Raw genomic sequence first — 20,899 nt, 5'->3', positions numbered from 1 at the left:
ATTACTCCACATTCGGTTTATATAGCGCCCGAATTGCGGGCACCCAGCTGTCGACGCCCTGCTCGATCAGGCGGAGCGCGTGTTCAAAGGAAGATCGAGGTTGGCGATAGGGATCGGGGATATCGGCCCCGACGTGTTCACCCAGGCAGAACACTTTTCCCGCCGACGTCGGATAGCGCCGGTGCACCTCTTGTTTTTGCTGCGGGTCCATCACGAACACCAGGTCCGCCTGAGTGATGAGCGGCGTCTTGATTTGCTGTGCGCGATGTGCCGAGATGTTCATGCCGGCTTCTGCCATGAGATCTGTCGAAATCGGGTCGGCAGGCGCGCCAATCATTGCGCCGAGACCTGCGGAATGCACCGTCATGCCGGGCAGGGCGCGGGAGAGCAGCGCGGCCGCCATGGGGCTGCGGCAGATGTTGCCGATGCAAACCACAAGAATGGTTTTCATTGAGTCGACCCGTCTATACGTTTTGCGTGAGCGATCATTTCGTGAGGATCCCCGCGGTCAGGCCAGCGTTGATCGCTGGCATCAGGAGACTGAGGACGCGGCTGAAGCGCACGAGGTTGTTCGTGTCTACATAGACGACGTCGCGCGGCTGCAGGTCGAACTGATTGGCGAGGATCATGGAAACGGGCGAGCGCGCGTCGAGATGGAACACCTTCGGAACGTCGGCGAGGGTGTCGCGGACCACGTACACGTGGCCCGGATCGGATGAGGTCGTGCTCACGCTGCCTGCTTGCGCGAGTGCGTCGGCCAGCGTCAGCCTGCCGTTTTTCATCGGCATTGCGGTGGTCGGCTTGTTCACTTCACCCATCACGAACACGCCGCTCTCGTCGCGCGCCGGTATCCGCAGGACGTCGCCGCTCTTCAAGACGATATCGGACGGGTTTTGTCCGCGATCGAGCATCTGTGCAAGATTGATTGCGTGGGATGTGCCGCCGCGCACGAGCACCATGCGGCTTTGGTCAGCCGCCGGACTAAAGCCGCCTGCGCGGCTTATCGCCTCATAGAGGCTCATTGGGATGTCGTTGATCGACTGAGGGCCCGGCGAATGGATTTCGCCGTCTACGTAGATTTGGGCCGCACGATAAGACGCCACGCGAAGGGTCACCTGCGGTTCGACAAACGACTTCGTCAGAGACTTCGCCAGCGCGGCCTGAGCCTCGTCCGCGCGCAAACCGGCAACGTGCACGCGTCCCGCATACGGGAACGTGAGATTGCCCTGCTCGTCGACGACAAAGCCCGCGACCGGGTCCGCTGCACGTGGCGCGGATTGCGGCGCTGAAAACTGGGCTGCGGCGAGTTCGGGGTGATCCCATACCGTGATGTTCAGAACGTCTCCGGTGCCAAGCACGTAAGGCGTTGACGGGGCGACGAGGAGCGAGGCGCTCGACGCGGTGTCGCGTTCAGCGTCACGCATCTGCTTGATGAGCGGGATGTCGATCTCGGCGATCGGAACCTGTGCCGACGGCTGCGCGGCTTCCGACGTTGTGCTGGTCGTTGGGGCGGACGGCGCCTGCATGTTCATGCCGGGCAAAGCTGCGCACGCGGACATCAGCGTTCCGGCCGCTCCGATGGCAGCGAGACGCAGCACGCGCTTGGGCGCGCTGTCGGCGGAACTATTCATTGATGACTTCATTTGATCGATCTCGTATTCGTTGATGTTCGGCTTGCGCTACCCTTCTCGATGGAGGACGCCAGCACCTGATGTGGGGTTATCGGGCGTCAGTAAGCATTGCTATGCTTAAATCCACGCTTGACGGTCGCGATCACAATGCGCAAGTCGAGCGCGAAGGACCAGTTGCGCAGGTAGAAAAGATCGTGGTCTACACGGCCTTGCATTTTTTCGATCCGATCCGTTTCGCCGCGGAACCCATTGATCTGCGCCCAGCCGGTAATACCGGGCTTGATCCGATAGCGGTGGATGTAGTCGTCGACGATCGTCTGATAAAGCGCGTCGTGCTCGATCGCGTGGGGCCGCGGGCCGACTACCGACATGTCGCCGCGTAACACATTGAAGAACTGCGGCAATTCGTCGAGGCTGGTGCGGCGTAGCAGGGCGCCCACGGCGGTGATCCGCGGATCGTTGCGCGTTGCCTGCTGAACGACGCCTGCGTGTTGGGTGTGCATCGTCATCGAGCGGAATTTAAGGATGCGAAAGACCTGGCCATCGGCGCCTTTGCGCTGTTGGGTGAACAGCACCGGGCCGCGGGATGAAAGCTTGATGGCTAGTGCAATGACAAGCAGTAAAGGTGCTAGAGCGACCAGGGCTACAGTTGCAAACGCACGGTCGAAGATGTCCTTCCTGGCCAGCGCGAGCGGAGATAGCGGCGACGCGATCAGGTTGATGGCAGGAACGCCGATCAGGTCGACGAGACCGCCGTCGAACAGGGCGAGACTGCGCACATCGGGCAGAAACCGGATGTTGATCAGGTCGTTGCGGAACTCGTCGACCAATGCCGAGATCAGCGCTTGTTCGGATATCGGCAGGGCAAGCCATAACTCCCGGACGTTTTCCGAACGCACATGCTGAGCGAATGCGAACATCTCGTTGTAGCGGGGAATGGCGCTGGCCGCGTTGGCGGGCGGTGCGTTCAAGTCGAGCGTCATGACCGCGTTAAAACCCGATTCGGGCGTCGCAGCGATCTTTCGCACGAGTTGCTCGCAATGCTCGGCCGTCCCGACAATCGCCACGCGGCGAAGATTCGACCTGGCATGGCGCGTCCGGCTGAGGATGGCGTGCACAATCACCCTGGACGCGAGCAGGGTCCCGGCTGTCACGCCGGTCCAGCACGCAAACCAGATATACGGAGCCGGATTGGCGCGGTGAATGGTGAGTGTTACTAACAAGGTAAACGCCTGCGTTGCGAACCAGGCGAAGAGAACGCGTCCTGTCAAGCTGGCGAGCACCCGGCGGGAGCGCAGCAGATAGACGCCGAGCAGAGGGAAGATTGCAAGGCTGAGCGCCGCCGAGAACGCGGTCGCTGAGGCCGCGAACAGGCGCGCGCCTGCCACTGCGAGGTCGGCTGCGCAAAACTCGCTGGCGACCATCGCACCGGTGACGACCAGTGCGACGTCGAGCAAGCGATACCGCATGGTTTTAGAGGTTGGCATGATTACCCTGCTTTGGCGGAGCAACGCCCGGAACGCCGGCAAGAATGTTCGCGATCGACCCAGCCAATCGCCCAGGGCGAGAGTTGTGTTCTTCGCGGCATTGCATTAGCGCCGTATGTATCGAGGTCATTGAACTAGATTTAAAAAAGGCGTTTGCGTGATTAATCGGTTCAGCACGTTTCGTTTCACAGAACTCAAAATCGCGTAATAAACGAGCATGTAAATGCTGAGGTTAATTAGAAAACCCGGAATGCAAGATTCCACGCCGCTAACATGCAGCGGAAGCTAATCGAGGTTGCAAAGAGCTGGACAGGAGTCGGTATAGGATAAATTCAGTCGCGCTCTTAAGTGTCCACATTGTTGCCGAGCGGCCATCGTCATTTGATCGGCGGATTCTTAAAGCGAATCGATGCGCTTGAAATGATGTCCTTCCGAGACGCCGATTTGAATCGCGCAAGATAAAGCGATATTGATCGCTATAAATTTTGCGGACTTAATACGGATCGTTTCGGTTTTCGATATATTGCGATCGAGAATTTCGGGAAATAGACGGCGAGTGCTTTTGGTACCGGTAAACGCAAACGGGCATCCCGGCCACGATGGCCGGGATGCCCGAACAGATTCAATTAATCGGTCAACAATCGCCGCGAATTAAACGGCGATAACCGGCTCCATTTTCCGCGCCTTCACACCCTGCGCGACGAAGTAAGGCGTATCGACGCGACCCAGTGCTTGGCGCCCCCTGATACTGTCGGCAAGCTTCTCGGCCAGCATGATAGTCGGCGCGTTCAGGTTCCCGGTGACGATCCGCGGCATGATCGACGCGTCGATCACGCGCAGCGATTCGAGTCCGTGCACGCGGCCCTCGTTGTCCACGACGGCCATGTCGTCGTAACCCATCTTGCATGAGCAGGATGGGTGAAACGCCGTCTCGGCGCGCTGCCGGACGAATCCGTCGAGCTGGTCGTCGGTGGTCAGGTCTGCGCCGGGATACAGTTCGCGTCCGCGATACGGCTCGAGCGCCGGTTGACGCATGATCTCGCGCGTGATGCGGATGCCGTCGCGGAATTCGCGCCAGTCCAGCGGGTCCGACATATAGTTGAACAGGATGCTCGGATGGGCATTCGGATCGCGTGATGTCAACTTGATGCGGCCGCGGCTTGGCGAGCGCATCGATCCGACGTGAGCCTGGAAACCATGCATCCTGATCGGATTGGAGCCGTTGTAATTGATCGCGACAGGAAGGAAGTGGTACTGAATGTTCGGCCAGAGGTCGTCGTCGCGGGTACGGATGAAACCGCCGGCTTCGAACTGGTTGCTTGCGCCAATCCCTGAGCCATGCAACATCCATTCGAGCCCGATGGCCGGCTGGTTCCACCACTGCAACGCGGGGTAGAGCGATACGGGTTCGAGGCATTCGTACTGCATGTACATCTCCAGGTGGTCCTGAAGATTCTCGCCTACCCCCGGCAGGTCAAGGACCAAGGGCACGTCCAGCTCGCGCAGCCAGGTTGAACGCCCCACGCCGGAACGCTGGAGCAATTGTGGCGAAGCGATGGCTCCGCTGCACACCAGCACTTCCCGCCGCACATGCGCAGTGATGTGCTCGCCGCCATGCAGGTATGCCACGCCGATGGCCTTCTTGCCCGCGAACAATACGCGATCGGTGAGCGCGTGCGTGAGAATCGTCAGGTTCGGACGATGCTTCGCGCGGTCGAGATATCCCCGCGCCGTGCTGGAGCGCCGGCCGTTCGGCGTGACGGTCCGGTCCATCGGACCGAAGCCTTCCTGTTGATAACCGTTGAGGTCGTCGGTACGCGGATAACCTGCCTGGACACCCGCTTCGACCATTGCAGCAAAGAGCGGATTGTTGCCGGGCTTCGATGTCGTGACATGCACGGGGCCGTCGCCGCCGTGATACGGATTGGGTCCGGCGTCGCGCGTTTCGGCTTTGCGGAAGTACGGCAGGCAATCGGAATAGGTCCAGTTTTCCAAGCCTTTAATGCCGGCCCAGCCGTCGTAGTCGAGCGCGTTGCCGCGGATGTAGCACATGCCGTTGATCAGCGACGATCCCCCCAAACCCTTGCCTCGGCCACATTCCATGCGACGGTTGTTCATGTGCGGTTCGGGATCGGTTTCATAAGCCCAGTTATAGCGTCGCCCCTGCAATGGAAATGCCAGCGCGGCCGGCATTTGCGTGCGAAAGTCGAATCGATAGTCCGGTCCGCCTGCTTCAAGCAGAAGCACGCTCACGTCGGCGTCTTCCGTCAGGCGCGACGCGAGCACGTTGCCCGCCGAACCCGCGCCCACGACAATGTAGTCATACTGATTCGAGCTCATCGCATGGCTCCTTAAAACACAGGTTGATAGGGGCCGAGTTCGACCTGCACGGACTTGATGTTCGTATAGTGCTCGAGCGTGGTGATGCCGTTCTCGCGCCCCACGCCTGATTGCTTGTAGCCGCCCACGGGCATTTCCGCCGGCGACTCTCCCCATGTATTGATCCAGCAGATGCCGGCTTCAAGTGCGTGAATCACACGATGTGCACGGGCGATATTCTCAGTGACGACGCCCGCCGCGAGTCCATATTCTGTTGCATTGGCCCGTTCGATTACTTCGCTTTCCTCTTCGAATACGAGAATGCTCATGACGGGTCCGAAGATCTCCTCGCGCACGATACGCATGTCGTCGCGACAATCGGTGAAGATGGTCGGCTGGACATACTGGCCTTGTGCGAACGCCCCGTGCACGATTCGCGATCCCCCCGCGATCAGCCGCGCGCCTTCCTGCTTGCCGCTTTCAATGAAGCCCAGCACCTTGTGCAATTGAGCCGCACTGGCAAGCGGGCCGAAGTTGGTCTGCGTGTCCGTTGGAGAGCCCACGCGGACGCGCTTGACGCGTTCGAGTATGAGCGCTTCGAAGCGCTCGAACACGGTGCGTTGCACGAACACGCGCGTGCCGTTCGTGCAGACCTGGCCCGAGCTGTAGAAGTTGGCGCTCATGGCAATGTCGGCGGCGCGTTCGAGATTCGCGTCGTCGAAAACGATGAGCGGAGACTTGCCACCCAGCTCCATGGTGACGTCCTTCAGCGACGAGCCGCCCGCCAGAGACATCACTTTCTTGCCTGTCTCCACACCGCCCGTGAACGAGACCTTCGCAATGCCCGGATGCGCCGCGAGCAAAGCGCCGACACGCCCGTCGCCCTGCACGACGTTGAACACGCCCGCCGGCACGCCCGCTTCAAAATAGATCTCAGCCAGTTTCAACGCACTCAATGGCGTGATCTCGCTCGGCTTGAAAATCATCGCGTTGCCGGCCGCGAGCGCAGGCGCCGACTTCCAGCACGCGATCTGGATCGGGTAGTTCCACGCACCGATGCCCGCGCATACGCCAAGCGGTTCCCGTCGCGTGTAGGCGAATGAACTCGGCCGCAACGGGATCTGCTGCCCTTCGATTGCGGTTGCCAGTCCTGCGTAATACTCGATGACGTCCGCGCCGGTGACGATATCGACGGCTTGCGTTTCGGCGATGGGCTTGCCGGTATCGCGGGTTTCGAGCAACGCGAGTTCATCGTTGCGCGCACGCAGGATGTCCACGGCGCGTCGCAGGATGCGGGAGCGCTGCATCGCGGTCATTGCTGCCCATTCGCGCTGGCCCGCGTGTGCGGATCGCACGGCACGGTCGATATCCGCGGCGCTCGCCTGCTGCACGCTGGCAAGTGTTTCACCCGTGGCGGGGTCGAGCGTGTCGAAGGTTTCGCCGCTCGTGGCGTCGACGTAGGCGCCGCCGATGTACAGACGTTGCAGTTCGAATGCGAGCATCGCATGTTCCTTTCAGGAGAGGGGTCGGCCGCGACTATCCAGGACGAGGTCGATGTAGTCGTTAGCCACGCGAAGCGCGGCTTTCGTGTCGAACGGTTCGCCTGACAACGCGCCGCGCAACCATAAGCCATCGATCAGTGCCGCCAGGCCGCTTGCGGCGCGACGTGCGGCGGCACGTGGGAGCGCCCTGGAAAAATCAGCGCATAAATTGGAATACAAGCGTCGCGTATTGACGTGCTGCAATCGCCGCAATTGCGGCTTATGCATGCTTTCGGACCAAAACGCGAGCCACGTCTTCATCACCGGGTTGCTGGTTTGCGCGGCATCGAAATTCGCCGCGACCACGGCACGTAGCCGCGCTCGCGGTTCATCGCGCGCCGCCCGTCGCTTGCGCGATGTCGCACTCCAGAGGTCGCGCAGCACGTGGCGCATGGTGGCTTCGAGCAGGCCGTCCTTATCGCCGAAATAGTGGCTGACAATGCCGGTCGAAATACTCGCGCGCTGCGCCACCGACGCGAGCGTCGTGCCGGCGAGGCCGGAATGGTCGATAGTCAGCAGCGTGGCGTCGATCAATTGCGCCCGGCGAATTTCCCGCATTCCAAGCTTGGGCATGGTGTTTTCCGTCGAATCGGGAGATCGACGTGATCGTAGGTATTTTATATTGAACGGTCAATCAATAAAAAGCGTCGTGTCGGTTTCTGCCAAGCCGATGTCGTGTTGCATATACGTCTGCAGAGCGTCACGGGACTACGCTCTTTGCACGGTGCATGGCGTTCCATGCCACGAGAAGCCGTCCACGAGACAAGGAGACAAGCATGAGCAGCAATCGCGGCGTTGTTTATCTAGGCCAGGGCAAGGTCGAAGTTCAATCGATCGACTATCCGAAGATGGTCGATCCACGCGGGCGCCAGATCGGCCATGGCGTGATCCTCAAGGTCGTGACGACCAACATTTGCGGCTCCGACCAGCACATGGTGCGTGGCCGCACGACCGCTGAGGTCGGACTCGTGCTTGGGCACGAAATCACGGGCGAAGTCATCGAAATAGGCCGCGACGTGGAAACGCTTTCCATTGGCGATCTGGTTTCGGTGCCGTTCAACGTCGCATGCGGACGCTGTGCGACCTGCAGGTCGCAGCACACCGGTGTCTGCCTGAACGTCAATCCGTCGCGGGCAGGCGGCGCTTATGGTTACGTCGATATGGGTGGCTGGATCGGCGGCCAGGCTGAATATGTGATGGTTCCGTATGCCGACTTTAATCTGCTGAAGTTTCCGGATCGCGACCAGGCCATGTCGAAGATTCGCGACCTGACTTGCCTTTCCGACATCTTGCCGACCGGCTATCACGGCGCTGTGATGGCCGGTGTGAAGCCGGGCGCGACGGTTTATATCGCGGGTGCGGGTCCGGTCGGCATGGCGGCTGCGGCGTCGGCGCGGTTGTTGGGAGCGGCTTGTACGATCGTCGGCGACATGAATGAGGCCCGCCTCGCCCATGCGCGCAAGATGGGCTTCGAGACGGTGAATTTGTCGAAGGATGCGACGCTTGGCGACCAGATCGCACAGATCCTGGGTACGCCTGAAGTGGACTGTGCAGTGGATTGCGTGGGCTTCGAGGCGCATGGGCACGGTAGCAGCGGACACAATGAAGAGGCGCCGGCGGCCGTGTTGAACTCGCTGATGGAAATCACGCGCGCGGCGGGAGCGATCGGCATTCCCGGTCTTTACGTCACCGACGACCCGGGTGCTACCGACGCCGCGGCAAAGAAAGGCAGCTTGAGTATTCGCTTCGGCCTGGGGTGGGCGAAGTCGCATTCGTTCTTCACCGGGCAGACGCCGGTCATGAAGTACAACCACAATTTGATGCAGGCCATCTTGTGGGACCGCTTGCCGATCGCCGATATAGTGAACGTCTCGGTGGTCACGCTCGACCAGGCGCCGGATGGGTATCGTCAATTCGATGGCGGCGCGCCGCGCAAATTCGTGATCGACCCGCACGGCATGCTGAAGGCCGCGTAAGGTCGCTAACTAAAGGTCACGCGCCGCTCAAGCTTAAGGGCTTAAGAGCGGCGCTTTCAGGCAACCATTGCAGAGGCCACGGCGAGCGGCGGAAGTTGCCGCCGGCGTTCGCGCGTGGGCGCGGTGCCGAACGAATCGCGATAGCTCTTGCTGAAGTGACACGCGGACTGGAACCCGCAGGCCATCGTGATGTGCATGATCGACATGTCGGTCTGCAACAACAGTTCTCGCGCGCGGCGCAGGCGCAGTGTCAGGTAGTAATGCGTGGGTGTCATGCCCAGATGCTCGCGAAACAAGCGCTGAAGTTGTCGTTGCGACATGCCTGCGAGCCGTGCGAGTTCCTCACGCGAAAGCGGCTCCTCTATGTTGTTTTCCATCAGCGAGATGACCTCGAACAGCGACTTGTTCGCCGATCCGAGCCGTGCCACTAGCGGCATGCGTTGTTGCGCGCTGGTATCGCGAACATGCTCCACGATGAACTGCTCCGCAATCTGCGTGACCGTCGCCGTCCCTACACGCGGTGTGATCAGGTTCAGCATCATGTCGAGCGGCGCCACGCCGCCGGTACACGTCACGCGATCCCGGTCGACAACAAAAAGCTCCTTCAGAAATCGCGTCTCGGGGAATTCTTCTTTCAGCGCCGACATGTTCTCCCAATGGATCGCGCAGGCGTAGCCCGCAAGCAGGCCGGCTCGTGCGAGCGCGTACGTTCCGGTGCAAAGGCTGCCTAGCGCGCAGCCCAGGCGCGCAAAGCGCCTTAGCGCGGCCAGATGGTCCGTGGTTGTTTCGCGCTGTACGTCTATTCCTCCGACCACGAATACGATGTCCGGTTGTCCCACGCCATCGACCGGTGAGGTATCGACCGAGAGGCCGTTGCTTGCCGCGACAGGACCGCCATCCGGGCTCACGATCGACCAGCGATACAGTGTTTGCCCGGTCAGGTAGTTCGCCATGCGGAGCACTTCGATCGCGTTGGTGAACGCGATCATCGTGAAGTTGGGCAACGGCATGAACGCAAAATGCGCCAGCGACGCAGTGCGATTGGGAGACATTGAGGAATGATTCCTTCGAATCTGTAATGTGATGCGGCTGTGGGGACACGGCCGATAGACATTCTGTCGAGGTTTGCAACTTGCATGCCATCGGGCCAAACCCTAGCGGTCTTGGGAATCGCGTTTTTTTAAGCAGTTAACTACGCACCGACAGAGGGCTCCGCCCGCGGGGGGCGCACCTCGTGAGGGCGGTTAGGTGCGCGGTTGGGGCGGTTGGCGACTTGAGGAAATTGGACGCCTATGTCGGAAAAAGCCAAGAACACGTCTAAATTCGTAAATTGACACGTGAGGCGCGGATCAAGAATAGACGCATCGGACAAGCGGGTCAGGCGGGCGTTCCAAGCCAAATCCCTGATCCCGCCTTTCCATAAAACGACTTGTCCCCGAACTCACGGATGCTTCAATGTCAAATACGTCAAACCGCCCAGCCGCCCCTTTCTTCGAGGAATCGCTTGCCACGCGCGATTCGCCGGTACGCAGCGCCATTCTTAAAGAACTGGAGCGCCAGCAATCGCAGATCGAATTGATCGCCTCCGAGAATATTGTTTCGAAGGCCGTGCTGGAAGCGCAAGGCTCGGTGCTGACCAACAAGTACGCGGAAGGTTATCCCGGCAAGCGCTACTACGGCGGTTGCGAATTTGTCGACGAGATCGAAACGCTGGCGATCGATCGCGTGAAGCAACTGTTCAACGCCCAATTCGCCAACGTCCAGCCGCACTCCGGCGCGCAAGCGAACGGCGCAGTGATGCTCGCGCTGACCAAGCCCGGCGACACGGTCCTTGGCATGTCGCTCGATGCAGGCGGCCACCTCACGCACGGCGCCAAGCCGGCCATGTCGGGCAAGTGGTTCAACGCCGTTCAATACGGCGTCAGGCGCGACACGATGCTGATCGACTACGAGCAAGTAGAAGAACTCGCGATGCAGCATAAGCCGACGCTGTTGATCGCAGGCTTCTCCGCCTATCCGCGTGCACTGGACTTCGAGCGCCTGCGTGCCATCGCCGATAAAGCCGGTTCCAAGTTGATGGTCGACATGGCTCACATCGCAGGCGTGATCGCGGCCGGACGGCATCAGAACCCGATCGAGCATGCGCACGTGGTGACGTCGACTACGCACAAGACCCTGCGCGGACCGCGCGGCGGCTTCGTGCTGACCAATGACGAAGACATTGCCAAGAAGATCAACTCGGCCGTATTCCCCGGCCTGCAGGGCGGCCCGTTGATGCATGTAATTGCCGGCAAGGCGGTGGCCTTCGGCGAGGCGCTTCAACCCGGCTTCAAAACTTATATCGACAGCGTGCTTGCCAATGCAAAGGCCCTTGGCGAAGTACTGAAGGCGGGTGGTGTCGATCTGGTGACCGGTGGTACCGACAACCACTTGCTGCTCGTCGACCTGCGTCCCAAGGGCTTGAAAGGCAACCAAGTCGAACACGCGCTGGAACGCGCCGGCATCACCTGCAACAAGAACGGCATCCCGTTCGACCCGGAAAAGCCGACCGTCACATCGGGCGTGCGTCTCGGCACGCCGGCCGGTACCACGCGCGGTTTCGGCGTCGCCGAATTCCGCGATATCGGCCGGCTGATCGTTGAAGTGTTCGACGCGCTGCGCGAGCATCCGGAAGGCGACGCCGCCACGGAGCAGCGCGTGCGCCGCGAAATCTTCGCGCTGTGCGAACGCTTCCCCATCTATTGATCACGCCCTTTCAATTTTCGTGGAGCACGAGATGAGCACTTTGCACGACACCAGCATCATCATCGACGGCCTGAACATTTCAAAGTTCGAGCCGTCGGTCTTCGAGGACATGAGAAAGGGCGGCGTGACCGCGGTGAACTGCACGGTTTCCGTCTGGGAGAGCTTCCAGAAGACCGTCGACAACATCGCCGGGATGCGCCAGCAGATCCGCGAACATAGCGACATTCTTACGCTGGTACGCACGACCGACGACATTCGCCGCGCGAAGCAAGAGAACAAGACCGGCATTATTTTTGGCTTCCAGAACGCGCATGCATTCGAGGACAACCTCGGCTATATCGAGACCTTCAAGCAACTCGGCGTGAACGTGGTCCAGCTCTGCTACAACACGCAGAACCTGGTCGGCACGGGGTGCTACGAACGCGACGGGGGGCTGTCGGGCTTCGGCCGCGAAGTGATTCAAGAGATGAATCGTGTCGGGATCATGGTCGACTTGTCACACGTGGGCGGAAAGACCTCGTCTGAGGCCATCGCAGCGTCGAGCAAGCCGGTGTGCTACTCGCATTGCTGCCCGTCGGGCCTGAAAGAACATCCGCGCAACAAATCGGACGAACAACTGAAAGAGATTGCCGACGCCGGCGGCTTTGTTGGCGTGACGATGTTTGCGCCGTTTCTCAAGCGCGGAGCCGACGCAACGGTCGAGGATTATCTTGAAGCGATCGAATACGTGGTCGACCTGATCGGCGAAGACAACGTGGGTATCGGCACGGACTTCACGCAAGGGTACAGCACGGAATTCTTCGACTGGATCACGCACGACAAGGGCCGCTATCGTCAACTGACGAACTTCGGCAAGGTGGTGAATCCAGAAGGTATCCGAACGATTGGCGAATTCCCGAACCTGACGGCCGCCATGGAGCGTGCCGGATGGAGCGAGTCGCGTATCAAGAAGGTGATGGGCGAGAACTGGGTCCGTGTCTTCGACAGCGTCTGGAACGTCTAACCTGCGACCCAATACAAACCAAGGAATCTCCACGATGCAACCGCAACTGCCCATTGATGTCGATCCGGTAACCGGCGTCTGGACCACCGATTCACTGCCGATGCTGTACGTCCCCCGCCACTTCTTTACCAACAACCACATTGCCGTTGAAGAAGCGCTGGGTCGCGAAGTGTATGCCGAAAGCCTCTACAAGGCGGGCCACAAGTCCGCCTACCACTGGTGCGACAAGGAAGCGAAGCAGCATGGAATCAGCGGCATGGCGGTATTCGAACACTATCTGAAGCGGCTGTCACAGCGCGGGTGGGGGCTATTCACGATCGTGGAAAGCGACCCGTCGACATCGCGTGCGCGCGTACATCTGCACAACTCATCGTTCGTCCTCGCCCAGCCGGGCAGGGAAGATAAGCTCTGCTACATGTTCGCCGGCTGGTTCTCCGGTGCGATGGACTGGGTCAACGACACGGCGCCCGAAGGCACGAAGAAAGGTACGAAGTCGTTCTCGGTAGAAACGCAATGCGCGGCCGAGGGCCATTCCCACTGCGTCTTCGAAGTGTCCCCGCTGGCAGCTTGAGCACTCCACAAGACGCGTAGTAAAGCAGATAAATACCGAGGTCGACCGCGATGCGTTACCCCAATCTTTTCAAGCCTCTTACGCTGAACAAGCTGACCCTGCGCAATCGCATTGTCAGCACCGCGCATGCGGAGGTGTACGCGGAGCCAGGCGGCCTCCCAGGCGACCGGTATATCCGTTACTACGAAGAGAAGGCCAAGGGCGGCGTGGGCCTCGCCGTATGTGGGGGCTCGAGCCCGGTATCGATCGATAGTCCGCAAGGCTGGTGGAAATCGGTCAACCTCGCAACCGACAAGGTTGTCGATCCTCTCTCGCGACTCGCCGAAGCGATGCATCGGCACGGCGCGAAGATCATGATCCAGGCGACTCACATGGGCCGTCGAACCGCGTATCACGGCGAGCACTGGCCTCACTTGATGTCGCCTTCCGGTGTACGCGAGCCGGTGCATCGCGGCAATGCGAAGATCATTGAAGTCGAGGAAATCAAGCGGATCATTTCCGACTTTGGCGCGGCGGCGAAACGTGTGAAAGATGCCGGCTTGGACGGCATCGAAATCTCGGCGGCACATCAGCACCTGATCGACCAGTTCTGGAGCCCGCGCACCAATTTTCGTACCGACGAATGGGGCGGCTCGCTTGAGAACCGCCTTCGTTTCGGTAACGAAGTTCTCCATGCTGTGCGTGAAGCGGTGGGCGCGGACTTCTGCGTCGGCCTGCGCATGTGCGGGGATGAATTTCACGAAGACGGCCTCGATCATGCGCAGCTCAAGGAGATTGCGCAGTCGATGGCCGAGACCGGAATGATCGATTACATCGGCGTGATCGGCTCCGGTGCGGACACGCATAACACGCTGGCGAACTGCATGCCGCCGATGGCCCTGCCGCCTGAACCATTCGTGCATCTTGCCGCAGGCATCAAGTCGGTGGTGAAGCTGCCCATCATGCATGCACAGAGCATTCGCGATGCCGGGCAGGCCGAGCGCTTGCTCGAAAGCGGCATGATCGACTTGGTGGGCATGACGCGCGCGCAGATCGCCGATCCTCACATGGTCATCAAGATTCGCGATGGCCGCGAAGATGAGATCAAGCAATGCGTGGGCGCGAACTATTGCATCGACCGGCAGTATCTCGGCCTGGATGTGCTGTGCGTGCAGAACGCGGCGACATCGCGTGAAGCGACCATGCCGCACGTGATTGAAAAATCGAAGGGCCCTAAGCGAAAGGTCGTCGTTGTCGGCGCTGGACCGGCGGGATTGGAAGCCGCGCGTGTTGCAAGGTCGCGCGGTCACGACGTCGTGCTGTTCGAGAAGAACGACTATGTGGGTGGGCAGATCATGCTGGCCGCGAAAGCGCCGCAGCGCGAGCAGATGGCGGGCATCGTGCGCTGGTTCGATATGGAAACGAAGCGCCTTGGCGTGAATCGCAGACTGGGGGTTTCCGCGGACGAAAAGATGATCATGGCCGAGAAGCCCGACATTGTCGTGCTCGCAACCGGCGGGTCATCGTTCACGCAGCAGGTGCCAGAGTGGGGCGTGGAAGAAGGTCTCGCCGTGAGTTCGTGGGACATTCTGTCGGGCAAGGTAGAACCGGGCAAGAACGTGCTGGTCTACGACGGCGTCAGCATGCACGCGGGCGCCGGTGTAGCGGATTTCATCGCGAGCCGGGGTGCGAACGTCGAGATCGTCACGCCAGACGTGAAGGTCTCCGACGACGTGGGCGGTACTACGTTCCCGATCTTTTACCGTCGTCTCTACGCGCAGGGCGTGATCTCCACGCCGAACTACTGGCTCGACAAGGTGTACGAGGAAAACGGCAAGAAGATCGCCGTGATTCGCAACGAGTACACCGAGGAGCAGGAAGAGCGCGCGGTCGATCAGGTCGTGATCGAGAATGGCATCACGCCCAATGACGAGCTCTACTGGAAGCTCAAGCCCGAGTCGCTCAATCGCGGACAGATCGACGTGCACAAGCTGTTCGCTTCTGAACCGCAACCGTCCTTGAGCGACGAACTGGGCAACGGGCGCTTCCTGCTGTTCCGCGTTGGTGACTGCATCTCCATGCATAACATTCACGGCGCGATCTACGACGCGCTGCGTCTTGTAAAGGACTTCTGACAATGAGCCCGGTATTCGTGATTACCGCGTTGTTGTGGTTGTCGGTGGCGGGTCTTGTGTTCGCGGTGTTCAAGCGCTCATCGTACTGGCGCGAAGGCCGTGCGACGGCGGCCGGTGCATACGGTTGGGGCAACCTCCTGAGCATCCCGAAGCGATACTTCGTCGATCTGCATCACGTGGTCGCACGCGACCCGTACATCGCGAAGACGCACGTTGCGACGGCGGGTGGCGCGATCGCCGCAATGGGACTCGTGTTCCTGAACTACGGACTCGCGATCTATTCGCCGTGGCTCGACAAGCTGATCTTCCTGGCAGCGATCGTGATGCTGGTCGGCGCCGTGTTCGTATGGCGTCGGCGGCACGGTGCGAAAGCGGTGCCGGCGCGGCTTTCGCGTGGGCCTTGGGACAGCTTACCGATGCTCCTCGGTTCTTTCGCGCTGGGCCTCGTATTGTTCATCGTGTTGCCGGCGAAAGCGATGTCGGGTGCGTTTGCGATCATTGTTGCAGTACTGATCGCGGCCGGCGCGTTCACGATGACCTTCGGCGCCGCACGTGGCGGCCCGATGAAACACGCGCTCGCGGGCTTGCTTCATCTCGCGTTTCATCCGCGTCAGGAACGTTTCAGCGGACGCAGTCATGAGCACGACGTGGTGCCGCCGACCGCGCTCAAGATGCCCGTACTCGACGCGAAGGAATATGGCGTCGGCAAGCCCGTCGAGTTTCGCTGGAACCAGTTGCTGAGTTTCGATGCCTGCGTGCAATGCGGCAAGTGCGAGGCTGCGTGTCCGGCGTTCGCCGCGGGACAGCCGCTGAACCCGAAGAAGCTGATCCAGGATCTGGTGACGGGGATGGTCGGCGGAACGGACGCAGAGTATGCAGGCAGCCCGACCCCTGGCATTTCGGTGGGCAAGCATTCTGGCGCACCGGCCAAGCCGATCGTGTCGGCATTGATTGAAGCCGACACGCTATGGTCCTGCACGACCTGCCGCGCATGCGTTCAAGAGTGCCCGATGCTGATCGAGCATGTAGACGCCATTGTCGACATGCGACGCAACCAGACGCTGGTCGAAGGCATCGTGCCGGGCAAGGGCCCGGAGACCCTCGCCAACCTGCGCGAGACGGGCAGCGCGAACGGCTTTGACATCGGTGCGCGTTACGATTGGGCGGTCGATCTGCAAGTACAGGTGGCGCAGCCGGGCCGCACCGTGGACATATTGCTGATAGCAGGCGAGGGCGCGTTCGACATGCGTTACCAGCGCTCGCTGCGTGCGCTCGTGAAAGTGTTGAACAAGGCGGGCGTCGACTATGCGGTGCTCGGTGGCGTGGAAACCGATACTGGCGACACGGCGCGTCGTCTGGGCGATGAAGCCACCTTCCAGCAACTTGCGAAGCAATTGATCGCGACCCTGTCACAGTATTCGTTCAAGAAGATCGTTACCGCCGATCCGCATGTGCTGCATAGCTTGCGCAACGAATATCGCGCGCTGGGCGGATTCTACGAGGTCCAGCATCACACCTCGCTGATCGCAGAACTCGTCGCGAGCGGCAGACTCTCGCCGAAAGCTGAAGCTGCGCTCACGGCCGGCAAGACCGTTACTTATCACGACCCGTGCTATCTCGGCCGATATAACGGTGAAACGCAAGCGCCGCGTACTTTGCTGAAGTCGATCGGCATCAAGGTGGTCGAGATGGAACGCAACGGCATGCGCGGGCGTTGTTGCGGGGGTGGTGGCGGTGCGCCGCTTACCGACATCCCGGGTAAGCAGCGTATTCCCGACATTCGCATCAACGACGCACGCGCGATCAATGCAGAGATCGTCGCCGTGGGATGCCCGAATTGCACGGCGATGCTGGAAGGCGTCGTCGGGCCTCGGCCGGAAGTACTCGACGTGGCCGAGCTCGTTGCTGCGGCGCTGGAGTAAGGAATGCACACAACAATGCATAGCATCAAGCGTATCGACCCGCGCCGACCGTTTTCCGTCACGGCAGAAGGGCTCAAGCGCATCACGCTGGCCGAACTCGGCACGGCCGCGGCGCCCAATCTTGGGGCTCTCGGCGGCCATCGCGAACAGGTGAAGCCGCGCCGCACAATGGCCGCCGCGCAACGTTCATTGCTTGTAGCCGCGCACAGCGATCGAGGCTCGCTGGATGACCACGCGCGCCAGACACTCGCAGCCGCCGCGCTGATAGCAGATGCGACGACGCAGGTCGCGCTGCTCGTGTTCGGCGAGTTCAAGGACGATGCCGCCGCGCTCGGGGCCGACAAGCTGATCGAGATGCCGTCGTTCGACCGCCGTGCGTTCACGCCGGATGTAGCGCTCGATGCGCTCGCGGCGTGCGTCGCGAGTTACTCGCCCGCGCATGTTTTCATTCCCGATAATTCGACCGGCGACGGCGACCTGGGTCGTCGATACGCGGCGCAGGCGAAGGCATCGGTGGCGACGCAGGTGGTCGAGATCAGCGCAAACCACGTGTCGATCTATACGCAAGCGCGCAAGGCGTTCGCTGTGCGTTCGCTGCCAGAAGTGATTTTGCTAGCCGCCAATGCGGTTGACGCGCGATTGCCGTTCGTCGGCGCAGGCGAGAGGGTTGACGCGACGCAGTTCAAGAGTGAAGGCAATGCGGTTCGACAGCGCCACGAAGATCTGGGTATCGAGGAAATCGATGCAGCGCAGGTTGCGCTTGAAGAGGCCGACTTTATCGTCTCGGCGGGTAATGGCGTGACCGATGTACCCGCATTCGAGCGTCTCGCCAGCACCGTGGGCGCGGCGATCGGTGCGAGCCGGGTGGCAGTCGACGACGGCAAGTTTCCCCGCGACAAGCAGATCGGCGCGACAGGCAAGACCGTGGACGCGAGTATCTACATCGCGTTTGGCATCTCGGGCGCGGTGCAGCACTTGCAGGGCATCAAGGATTGCCGGCACGTGATCGCGGTGAACCTCGATGCCAGCGCGCCCATCGCGAAGCGCGCGAATTTGACCATCGTCGGCGACGCGGCTGAGACGATTGCCGCCTTGACCGACGCTGCGGCCAAGGCGCGCAACGCGCGTGCCAATCCTTCCACCTTGCCTCCCGTGGCGAGTGCGCCAGGCTCGGGGAAACTTGAAGGTGCGCTCGCATGACATCGACCCAGCGTGCAACAGGAGCGTTCAATTGAACACCGTATCGACCACGCGCCGCTTGCGCAAAATCGTCGTGCTCGTTTCCGTGGGCCGTCATCCGGTGAGTGGCACCGCTCGCTATAGCCGCAACGACGCCGCCGCGCTGACGCTGGCGCTCGATCTCGCCAAGCGCCATCAGGCTACGTTAGATGTGCTGCACGCAGGCGACCCCGCGAATCCGGCGCTGCGCGACTATCTCGCGTTGGGCGCGGCCAAAGTTGAAGTGCTGACCGTAGAAGCGGGCATTGAGATTGCCCCTTTGCTGAGCGCGCGACTGCAAGGCTACGACCTCGTGCTGACCGGCACCCGTGCGGAAGGCACGGATGATAGCGGCATGCTGCCGTACCAGCTCGCCGACGCAATGGAGTTGCCGCTGCTCGGCTCGGCCGTCGATATCGATGTTGAGGGCGGGAACGTCGTCGTCAGGCAGTTCCTTCCAAAAGGATTGCGCCGTCGCGTACGGGCTGGTTTGCCCGCGCTTATCGCCGTGCATCCGATGGCAAACGCCACACCGCGTTATGCCTACGCGAAGCTTCGTGCGGGCGCGGTCGACCCCGTCGCGGTAGGCACGCTGAGTTTCTCGGATCGCGCCGCATGGTCGATCAAGCCCGCGACCGCAAAACCCGTGCGCCTTGCGGCTGCGGAGAAGCGCTCGGGACACGCACGCATGCTTTCTGCCACCGCCACGGAAAGCCGGGGTGGAAGCGTCGTAATTGAAGGGACTTCAGTCGAAAAAGCACAAGTGATCCTGGCGTATTTGCGCGAGCATCAACTCGTGGATTACTGATTTTCGATCGCAATTTAACCCGCTTGAATAAGGTCGGGCGGGCACCATGACTCGGAGCACACGATGAAAGTTTCGGCAGACGTTCGCGCAATGATCGAGCGCCGCAAGAAGGGCCATACGCTGGAAGCTCCGTTTTATACGAGCGAAGAAATTCACGCGCTCGATATGGAGGCGATCTTCAGGCGGCACTGGATTCAGGTCGCGGTCGAGCCGGACGTGCCGGAACCGGGCGACTACATCACGGTGGAACTCGGCGACGATTCCATCCTGATCGTGCGCGACGACGACATGCAGGTTCGCGCGTTCCATAACGTCTGCCGTCATCGCGGTTCGCGTCTTTGCAACGAGGAGAAGGGCTCGCTCGGCAATATTGTCTGTCCGTATCACAGCTGGACGTACAACCTGAACGGCGATTTGATGTTTGCCGAACATATGGGCGAGCAGTTTGACAAGTGCAAGCACAGCTTAAAGAAGGTTCATGTCGAGAATCTAGCGGGTCTGATCTTCGTTTGTCTCGCCGAGAATCCGCCGGCCGATTTCGCGGTCCTGCGCGAGAAGATGGAACCGTACCTCTTGCCGCATGGTTTGGCGGACTGCAAGGTAGCGGCATCGATCGATATCTTCGAGAAGGGCAACTGGAAGCTCACGATGGAGAACAACCGCGAGTGCTATCACTGCGTCGCGAACCATCCTGAATTGACGATCTCGCTGTACGAATATGGTTTTGGTTACCAGCGTTCCGCCGATAACGAGGAGGCGATGGCTGCTTTTGAGCGGACCGTTGCCGAGCGTACGAAGCAATGGGAAGCGATGAACCTGCCGTCGGCGGAAATCGATCACCTGTCCGATCTCGTTAGCGGTTTTCGCACGCAGCGCTTGCCGCTGGATCGTAGCGGCGAGTCGCAAACGATGGACGCCAAGGTGGCGTCGAAGAAATTACTGGGTGGATTCCAGCAGGCCGATCTGGGTGGTCTTTCGTTCTGGACGCAGCCGAACTCGTGGCATCACTTCATGAGCGATCACATTGTGAGCTTCTCGGTGATTCCGTTGTCGGCGGGCGAGACGCTGGTGCGCACCAAATGGCTGGTTCACAAGGATGCGCAGGAAGGCATTGATTACGATGTCGACAATCTCACGGCGGTCTGGCGTGCGACGAACGACCAGGATCGTACGCTGGTGGAGTATTCGCAACTGGGCGTGTCGAGTAGTGCGTATGAACCGGGGCCGTATTCGCCGTTCACGGAAGGTTTAGTGGAGAAGTTCTGCGAGTGGTATATAGGCCGGGTTGGCGAGGTTGCGCGAGGGGACGCTGCGCTGGGCGTTGGGGAGCGGGTTGTGGCGTTTGTTAGGTGAGGAGGGGTGCTGCTCGCGGCGAGTGTGGGGCTTGGGTGGATGGGGTGCTGCTCGCGGCGAGTGTCGGGCTAGGATTGAGTCCTCCTGCTCGCGTGGTCGTTCTGCTTAAGTCGGATTTTCTTGCTTATTACTGTTAGCCCCTATCCGGGGCGGGACTTCATTTCTTTGCAAACGCGCAAAGAAACGAAGCAAAGAAACGCGTTCAAACCGC

At 60.6% G+C, this 20,899-nt stretch carries 16 protein-coding genes; 9 read left to right on the top strand and 7 right to left on the bottom strand.

Features of this window, described 5'->3' with window-relative positions; translation table 11 throughout:
• Position 1: 1 nt before the first annotated feature.
• The 6 genes from WCA53_RS03225 to betI all read right to left on the bottom strand — a co-directional run bounded on the left by WCA53_RS03225 (position 2) and on the right by betI (position 7,551).
• Positions 2-451 (bottom strand): low molecular weight protein-tyrosine-phosphatase, encoded by a 450-nt coding sequence (locus WCA53_RS03225; protein ID WP_423905399.1) that lies wholly within the window; start codon positions 449-451, stop codon positions 2-4.
• Positions 452-485: 34 nt separating this feature from the next.
• Positions 486-1,643: a polysaccharide biosynthesis/export family protein gene (locus WCA53_RS03220; RefSeq protein ID WP_423905397.1), complete on the bottom strand. Its 1,158-nt coding sequence runs from the start codon at positions 1,641-1,643 to the stop codon at positions 486-488.
• An 86-nt stretch (positions 1,644-1,729) separates the two neighbouring features.
• The gene (locus tag WCA53_RS03215; protein WP_423905395.1) at positions 1,730-3,118 is read right to left on the bottom strand and encodes an undecaprenyl-phosphate glucose phosphotransferase; all 1,389 of its coding nucleotides are present in this window, start codon (positions 3,116-3,118) and stop codon (positions 1,730-1,732) included.
• Between the two features lie 651 nt (positions 3,119-3,769).
• The gene (gene betA / locus WCA53_RS03210; protein ID WP_423905393.1) at positions 3,770-5,458 is read right to left on the bottom strand and encodes a choline dehydrogenase; all 1,689 of its coding nucleotides are present in this window, start codon (positions 5,456-5,458) and stop codon (positions 3,770-3,772) included.
• Positions 5,459-5,469: 11 nt separating this feature from the next.
• The gene (gene betB, locus WCA53_RS03205) at positions 5,470-6,939 is read right to left on the bottom strand and encodes a betaine-aldehyde dehydrogenase (protein WP_423905391.1); all 1,470 of its coding nucleotides are present in this window, start codon (positions 6,937-6,939) and stop codon (positions 5,470-5,472) included.
• Positions 6,940-6,951: 12 nt separating this feature from the next.
• The gene (gene betI, locus WCA53_RS03200) at positions 6,952-7,551 is read right to left on the bottom strand and encodes a transcriptional regulator BetI (RefSeq protein ID WP_423905388.1); all 600 of its coding nucleotides are present in this window, start codon (positions 7,549-7,551) and stop codon (positions 6,952-6,954) included.
• A gap of 203 nt (positions 7,552-7,754) precedes the next feature.
• Here betI and fdhA point away from each other — a divergent pair, with 203 nt between their 5' ends.
• On the top strand, positions 7,755-8,954 hold the full coding sequence (fdhA, locus tag WCA53_RS03195; protein WP_423905386.1) for a formaldehyde dehydrogenase, glutathione-independent: 1,200 nt from the start codon (positions 7,755-7,757) through the stop codon (positions 8,952-8,954).
• A 56-nt stretch (positions 8,955-9,010) separates the two neighbouring features.
• Here fdhA and WCA53_RS03190 read toward each other — a convergent pair whose 3' ends face one another.
• On the bottom strand, positions 9,011-10,006 hold the full coding sequence (locus tag WCA53_RS03190; RefSeq protein ID WP_423905383.1) for a GlxA family transcriptional regulator: 996 nt from the start codon (positions 10,004-10,006) through the stop codon (positions 9,011-9,013).
• 403 nt (positions 10,007-10,409) lie between these two features.
• On the opposite strand from WCA53_RS03190, the gene WCA53_RS03185 reads away from it, so the two are divergent.
• From WCA53_RS03185 to WCA53_RS03150, 8 genes are all read left to right on the top strand, one after another.
• On the top strand, positions 10,410-11,699 hold the full coding sequence (locus WCA53_RS03185) for a serine hydroxymethyltransferase (protein WP_423905381.1): 1,290 nt from the start codon (positions 10,410-10,412) through the stop codon (positions 11,697-11,699).
• Between the two features lie 31 nt (positions 11,700-11,730).
• Positions 11,731-12,702: a dipeptidase gene (locus WCA53_RS03180; protein ID WP_423905379.1), complete on the top strand. Its 972-nt coding sequence runs from the start codon at positions 11,731-11,733 to the stop codon at positions 12,700-12,702.
• Between the two features lie 34 nt (positions 12,703-12,736).
• Positions 12,737-13,273, top strand: coding sequence for a DUF5943 domain-containing protein (locus WCA53_RS03175; protein ID WP_423905377.1), 537 nt, complete (start codon positions 12,737-12,739; stop codon positions 13,271-13,273).
• 50 nt (positions 13,274-13,323) lie between these two features.
• Positions 13,324-15,387 carry an FAD-dependent oxidoreductase gene (locus WCA53_RS03170; protein WP_423905375.1) on the top strand — a complete coding sequence of 688 codons (2,064 nt, stop codon included), beginning with the start codon at positions 13,324-13,326 and terminating at the stop codon, positions 15,385-15,387.
• Between the two features lie 2 nt (positions 15,388-15,389).
• Positions 15,390-17,309, top strand: a complete 1,920-nt coding sequence (locus WCA53_RS03165) for a (Fe-S)-binding protein (RefSeq protein WP_423905373.1) — start codon at positions 15,390-15,392, stop codon at positions 17,307-17,309.
• 15 nt (positions 17,310-17,324) lie between these two features.
• Positions 17,325-18,509, top strand: a complete 1,185-nt coding sequence (locus WCA53_RS03160; protein ID WP_423905444.1) for an electron transfer flavoprotein subunit alpha/FixB family protein — start codon at positions 17,325-17,327, stop codon at positions 18,507-18,509.
• Between the two features lie 31 nt (positions 18,510-18,540).
• Positions 18,541-19,335: an electron transfer flavoprotein subunit beta/FixA family protein gene (locus WCA53_RS03155; protein ID WP_423905371.1), complete on the top strand. Its 795-nt coding sequence runs from the start codon at positions 18,541-18,543 to the stop codon at positions 19,333-19,335.
• A 63-nt stretch (positions 19,336-19,398) separates the two neighbouring features.
• The gene (locus WCA53_RS03150; protein WP_423905369.1) at positions 19,399-20,688 is read left to right on the top strand and encodes an aromatic ring-hydroxylating oxygenase subunit alpha; all 1,290 of its coding nucleotides are present in this window, start codon (positions 19,399-19,401) and stop codon (positions 20,686-20,688) included.
• Positions 20,689-20,899 lie beyond the last annotated feature (211 nt).

The sequence above is a fragment of the Caballeronia sp. genome, assembly GCF_049581465.1.
In the GTDB taxonomy this organism is placed as follows: domain Bacteria; phylum Pseudomonadota; class Gammaproteobacteria; order Burkholderiales; family Burkholderiaceae; genus Caballeronia.
Note: the sequence above shows the minus strand (reverse complement) of the source record. Positions and strands in the feature narration are given on the sequence as shown.

Excerpts from the sequence above, each read along its gene's own strand:
- WCA53_RS03170 (WP_423905375.1), top strand. The coding sequence starts at position 13,324 with ATGCGTTACCCCAATCTTTTCAAGCCTCTTACGCTGAACAAGCTGACC.
- fdhA (WP_423905386.1), top strand. The coding sequence starts at position 7,755 with ATGAGCAGCAATCGCGGCGTTGTTTATCTAGGCCAGGGCAAGGTCGAA.
- WCA53_RS03160 (WP_423905444.1), top strand. The coding sequence starts at position 17,325 with ATGCATAGCATCAAGCGTATCGACCCGCGCCGACCGTTTTCCGTCACG.
- WCA53_RS03215 (WP_423905395.1), bottom strand. The coding sequence starts at position 3,118 with ATGCCAACCTCTAAAACCATGCGGTATCGCTTGCTCGACGTCGCACTG.
- betB (WP_423905391.1), bottom strand. The coding sequence starts at position 6,939 with ATGCTCGCATTCGAACTGCAACGTCTGTACATCGGCGGCGCCTACGTC.
- WCA53_RS03165 (WP_423905373.1), top strand. The coding sequence starts at position 15,390 with ATGAGCCCGGTATTCGTGATTACCGCGTTGTTGTGGTTGTCGGTGGCG.
- WCA53_RS03175 (WP_423905377.1), top strand. The coding sequence starts at position 12,737 with ATGCAACCGCAACTGCCCATTGATGTCGATCCGGTAACCGGCGTCTGG.
- betA (WP_423905393.1), bottom strand. The coding sequence starts at position 5,458 with ATGAGCTCGAATCAGTATGACTACATTGTCGTGGGCGCGGGTTCGGCG.
- WCA53_RS03150 (WP_423905369.1), top strand. The coding sequence starts at position 19,399 with ATGAAAGTTTCGGCAGACGTTCGCGCAATGATCGAGCGCCGCAAGAAG.
- WCA53_RS03180 (WP_423905379.1), top strand. The coding sequence starts at position 11,731 with ATGAGCACTTTGCACGACACCAGCATCATCATCGACGGCCTGAACATT.
- betI (WP_423905388.1), bottom strand. The coding sequence starts at position 7,551 with ATGCCCAAGCTTGGAATGCGGGAAATTCGCCGGGCGCAATTGATCGAC.
- WCA53_RS03185 (WP_423905381.1), top strand. The coding sequence starts at position 10,410 with ATGTCAAATACGTCAAACCGCCCAGCCGCCCCTTTCTTCGAGGAATCG.
- WCA53_RS03190 (WP_423905383.1), bottom strand. The coding sequence starts at position 10,006 with ATGTCTCCCAATCGCACTGCGTCGCTGGCGCATTTTGCGTTCATGCCG.
- WCA53_RS03225 (WP_423905399.1), bottom strand. The coding sequence starts at position 451 with ATGAAAACCATTCTTGTGGTTTGCATCGGCAACATCTGCCGCAGCCCC.
- WCA53_RS03220 (WP_423905397.1), bottom strand. The coding sequence starts at position 1,643 with ATGAAGTCATCAATGAATAGTTCCGCCGACAGCGCGCCCAAGCGCGTG.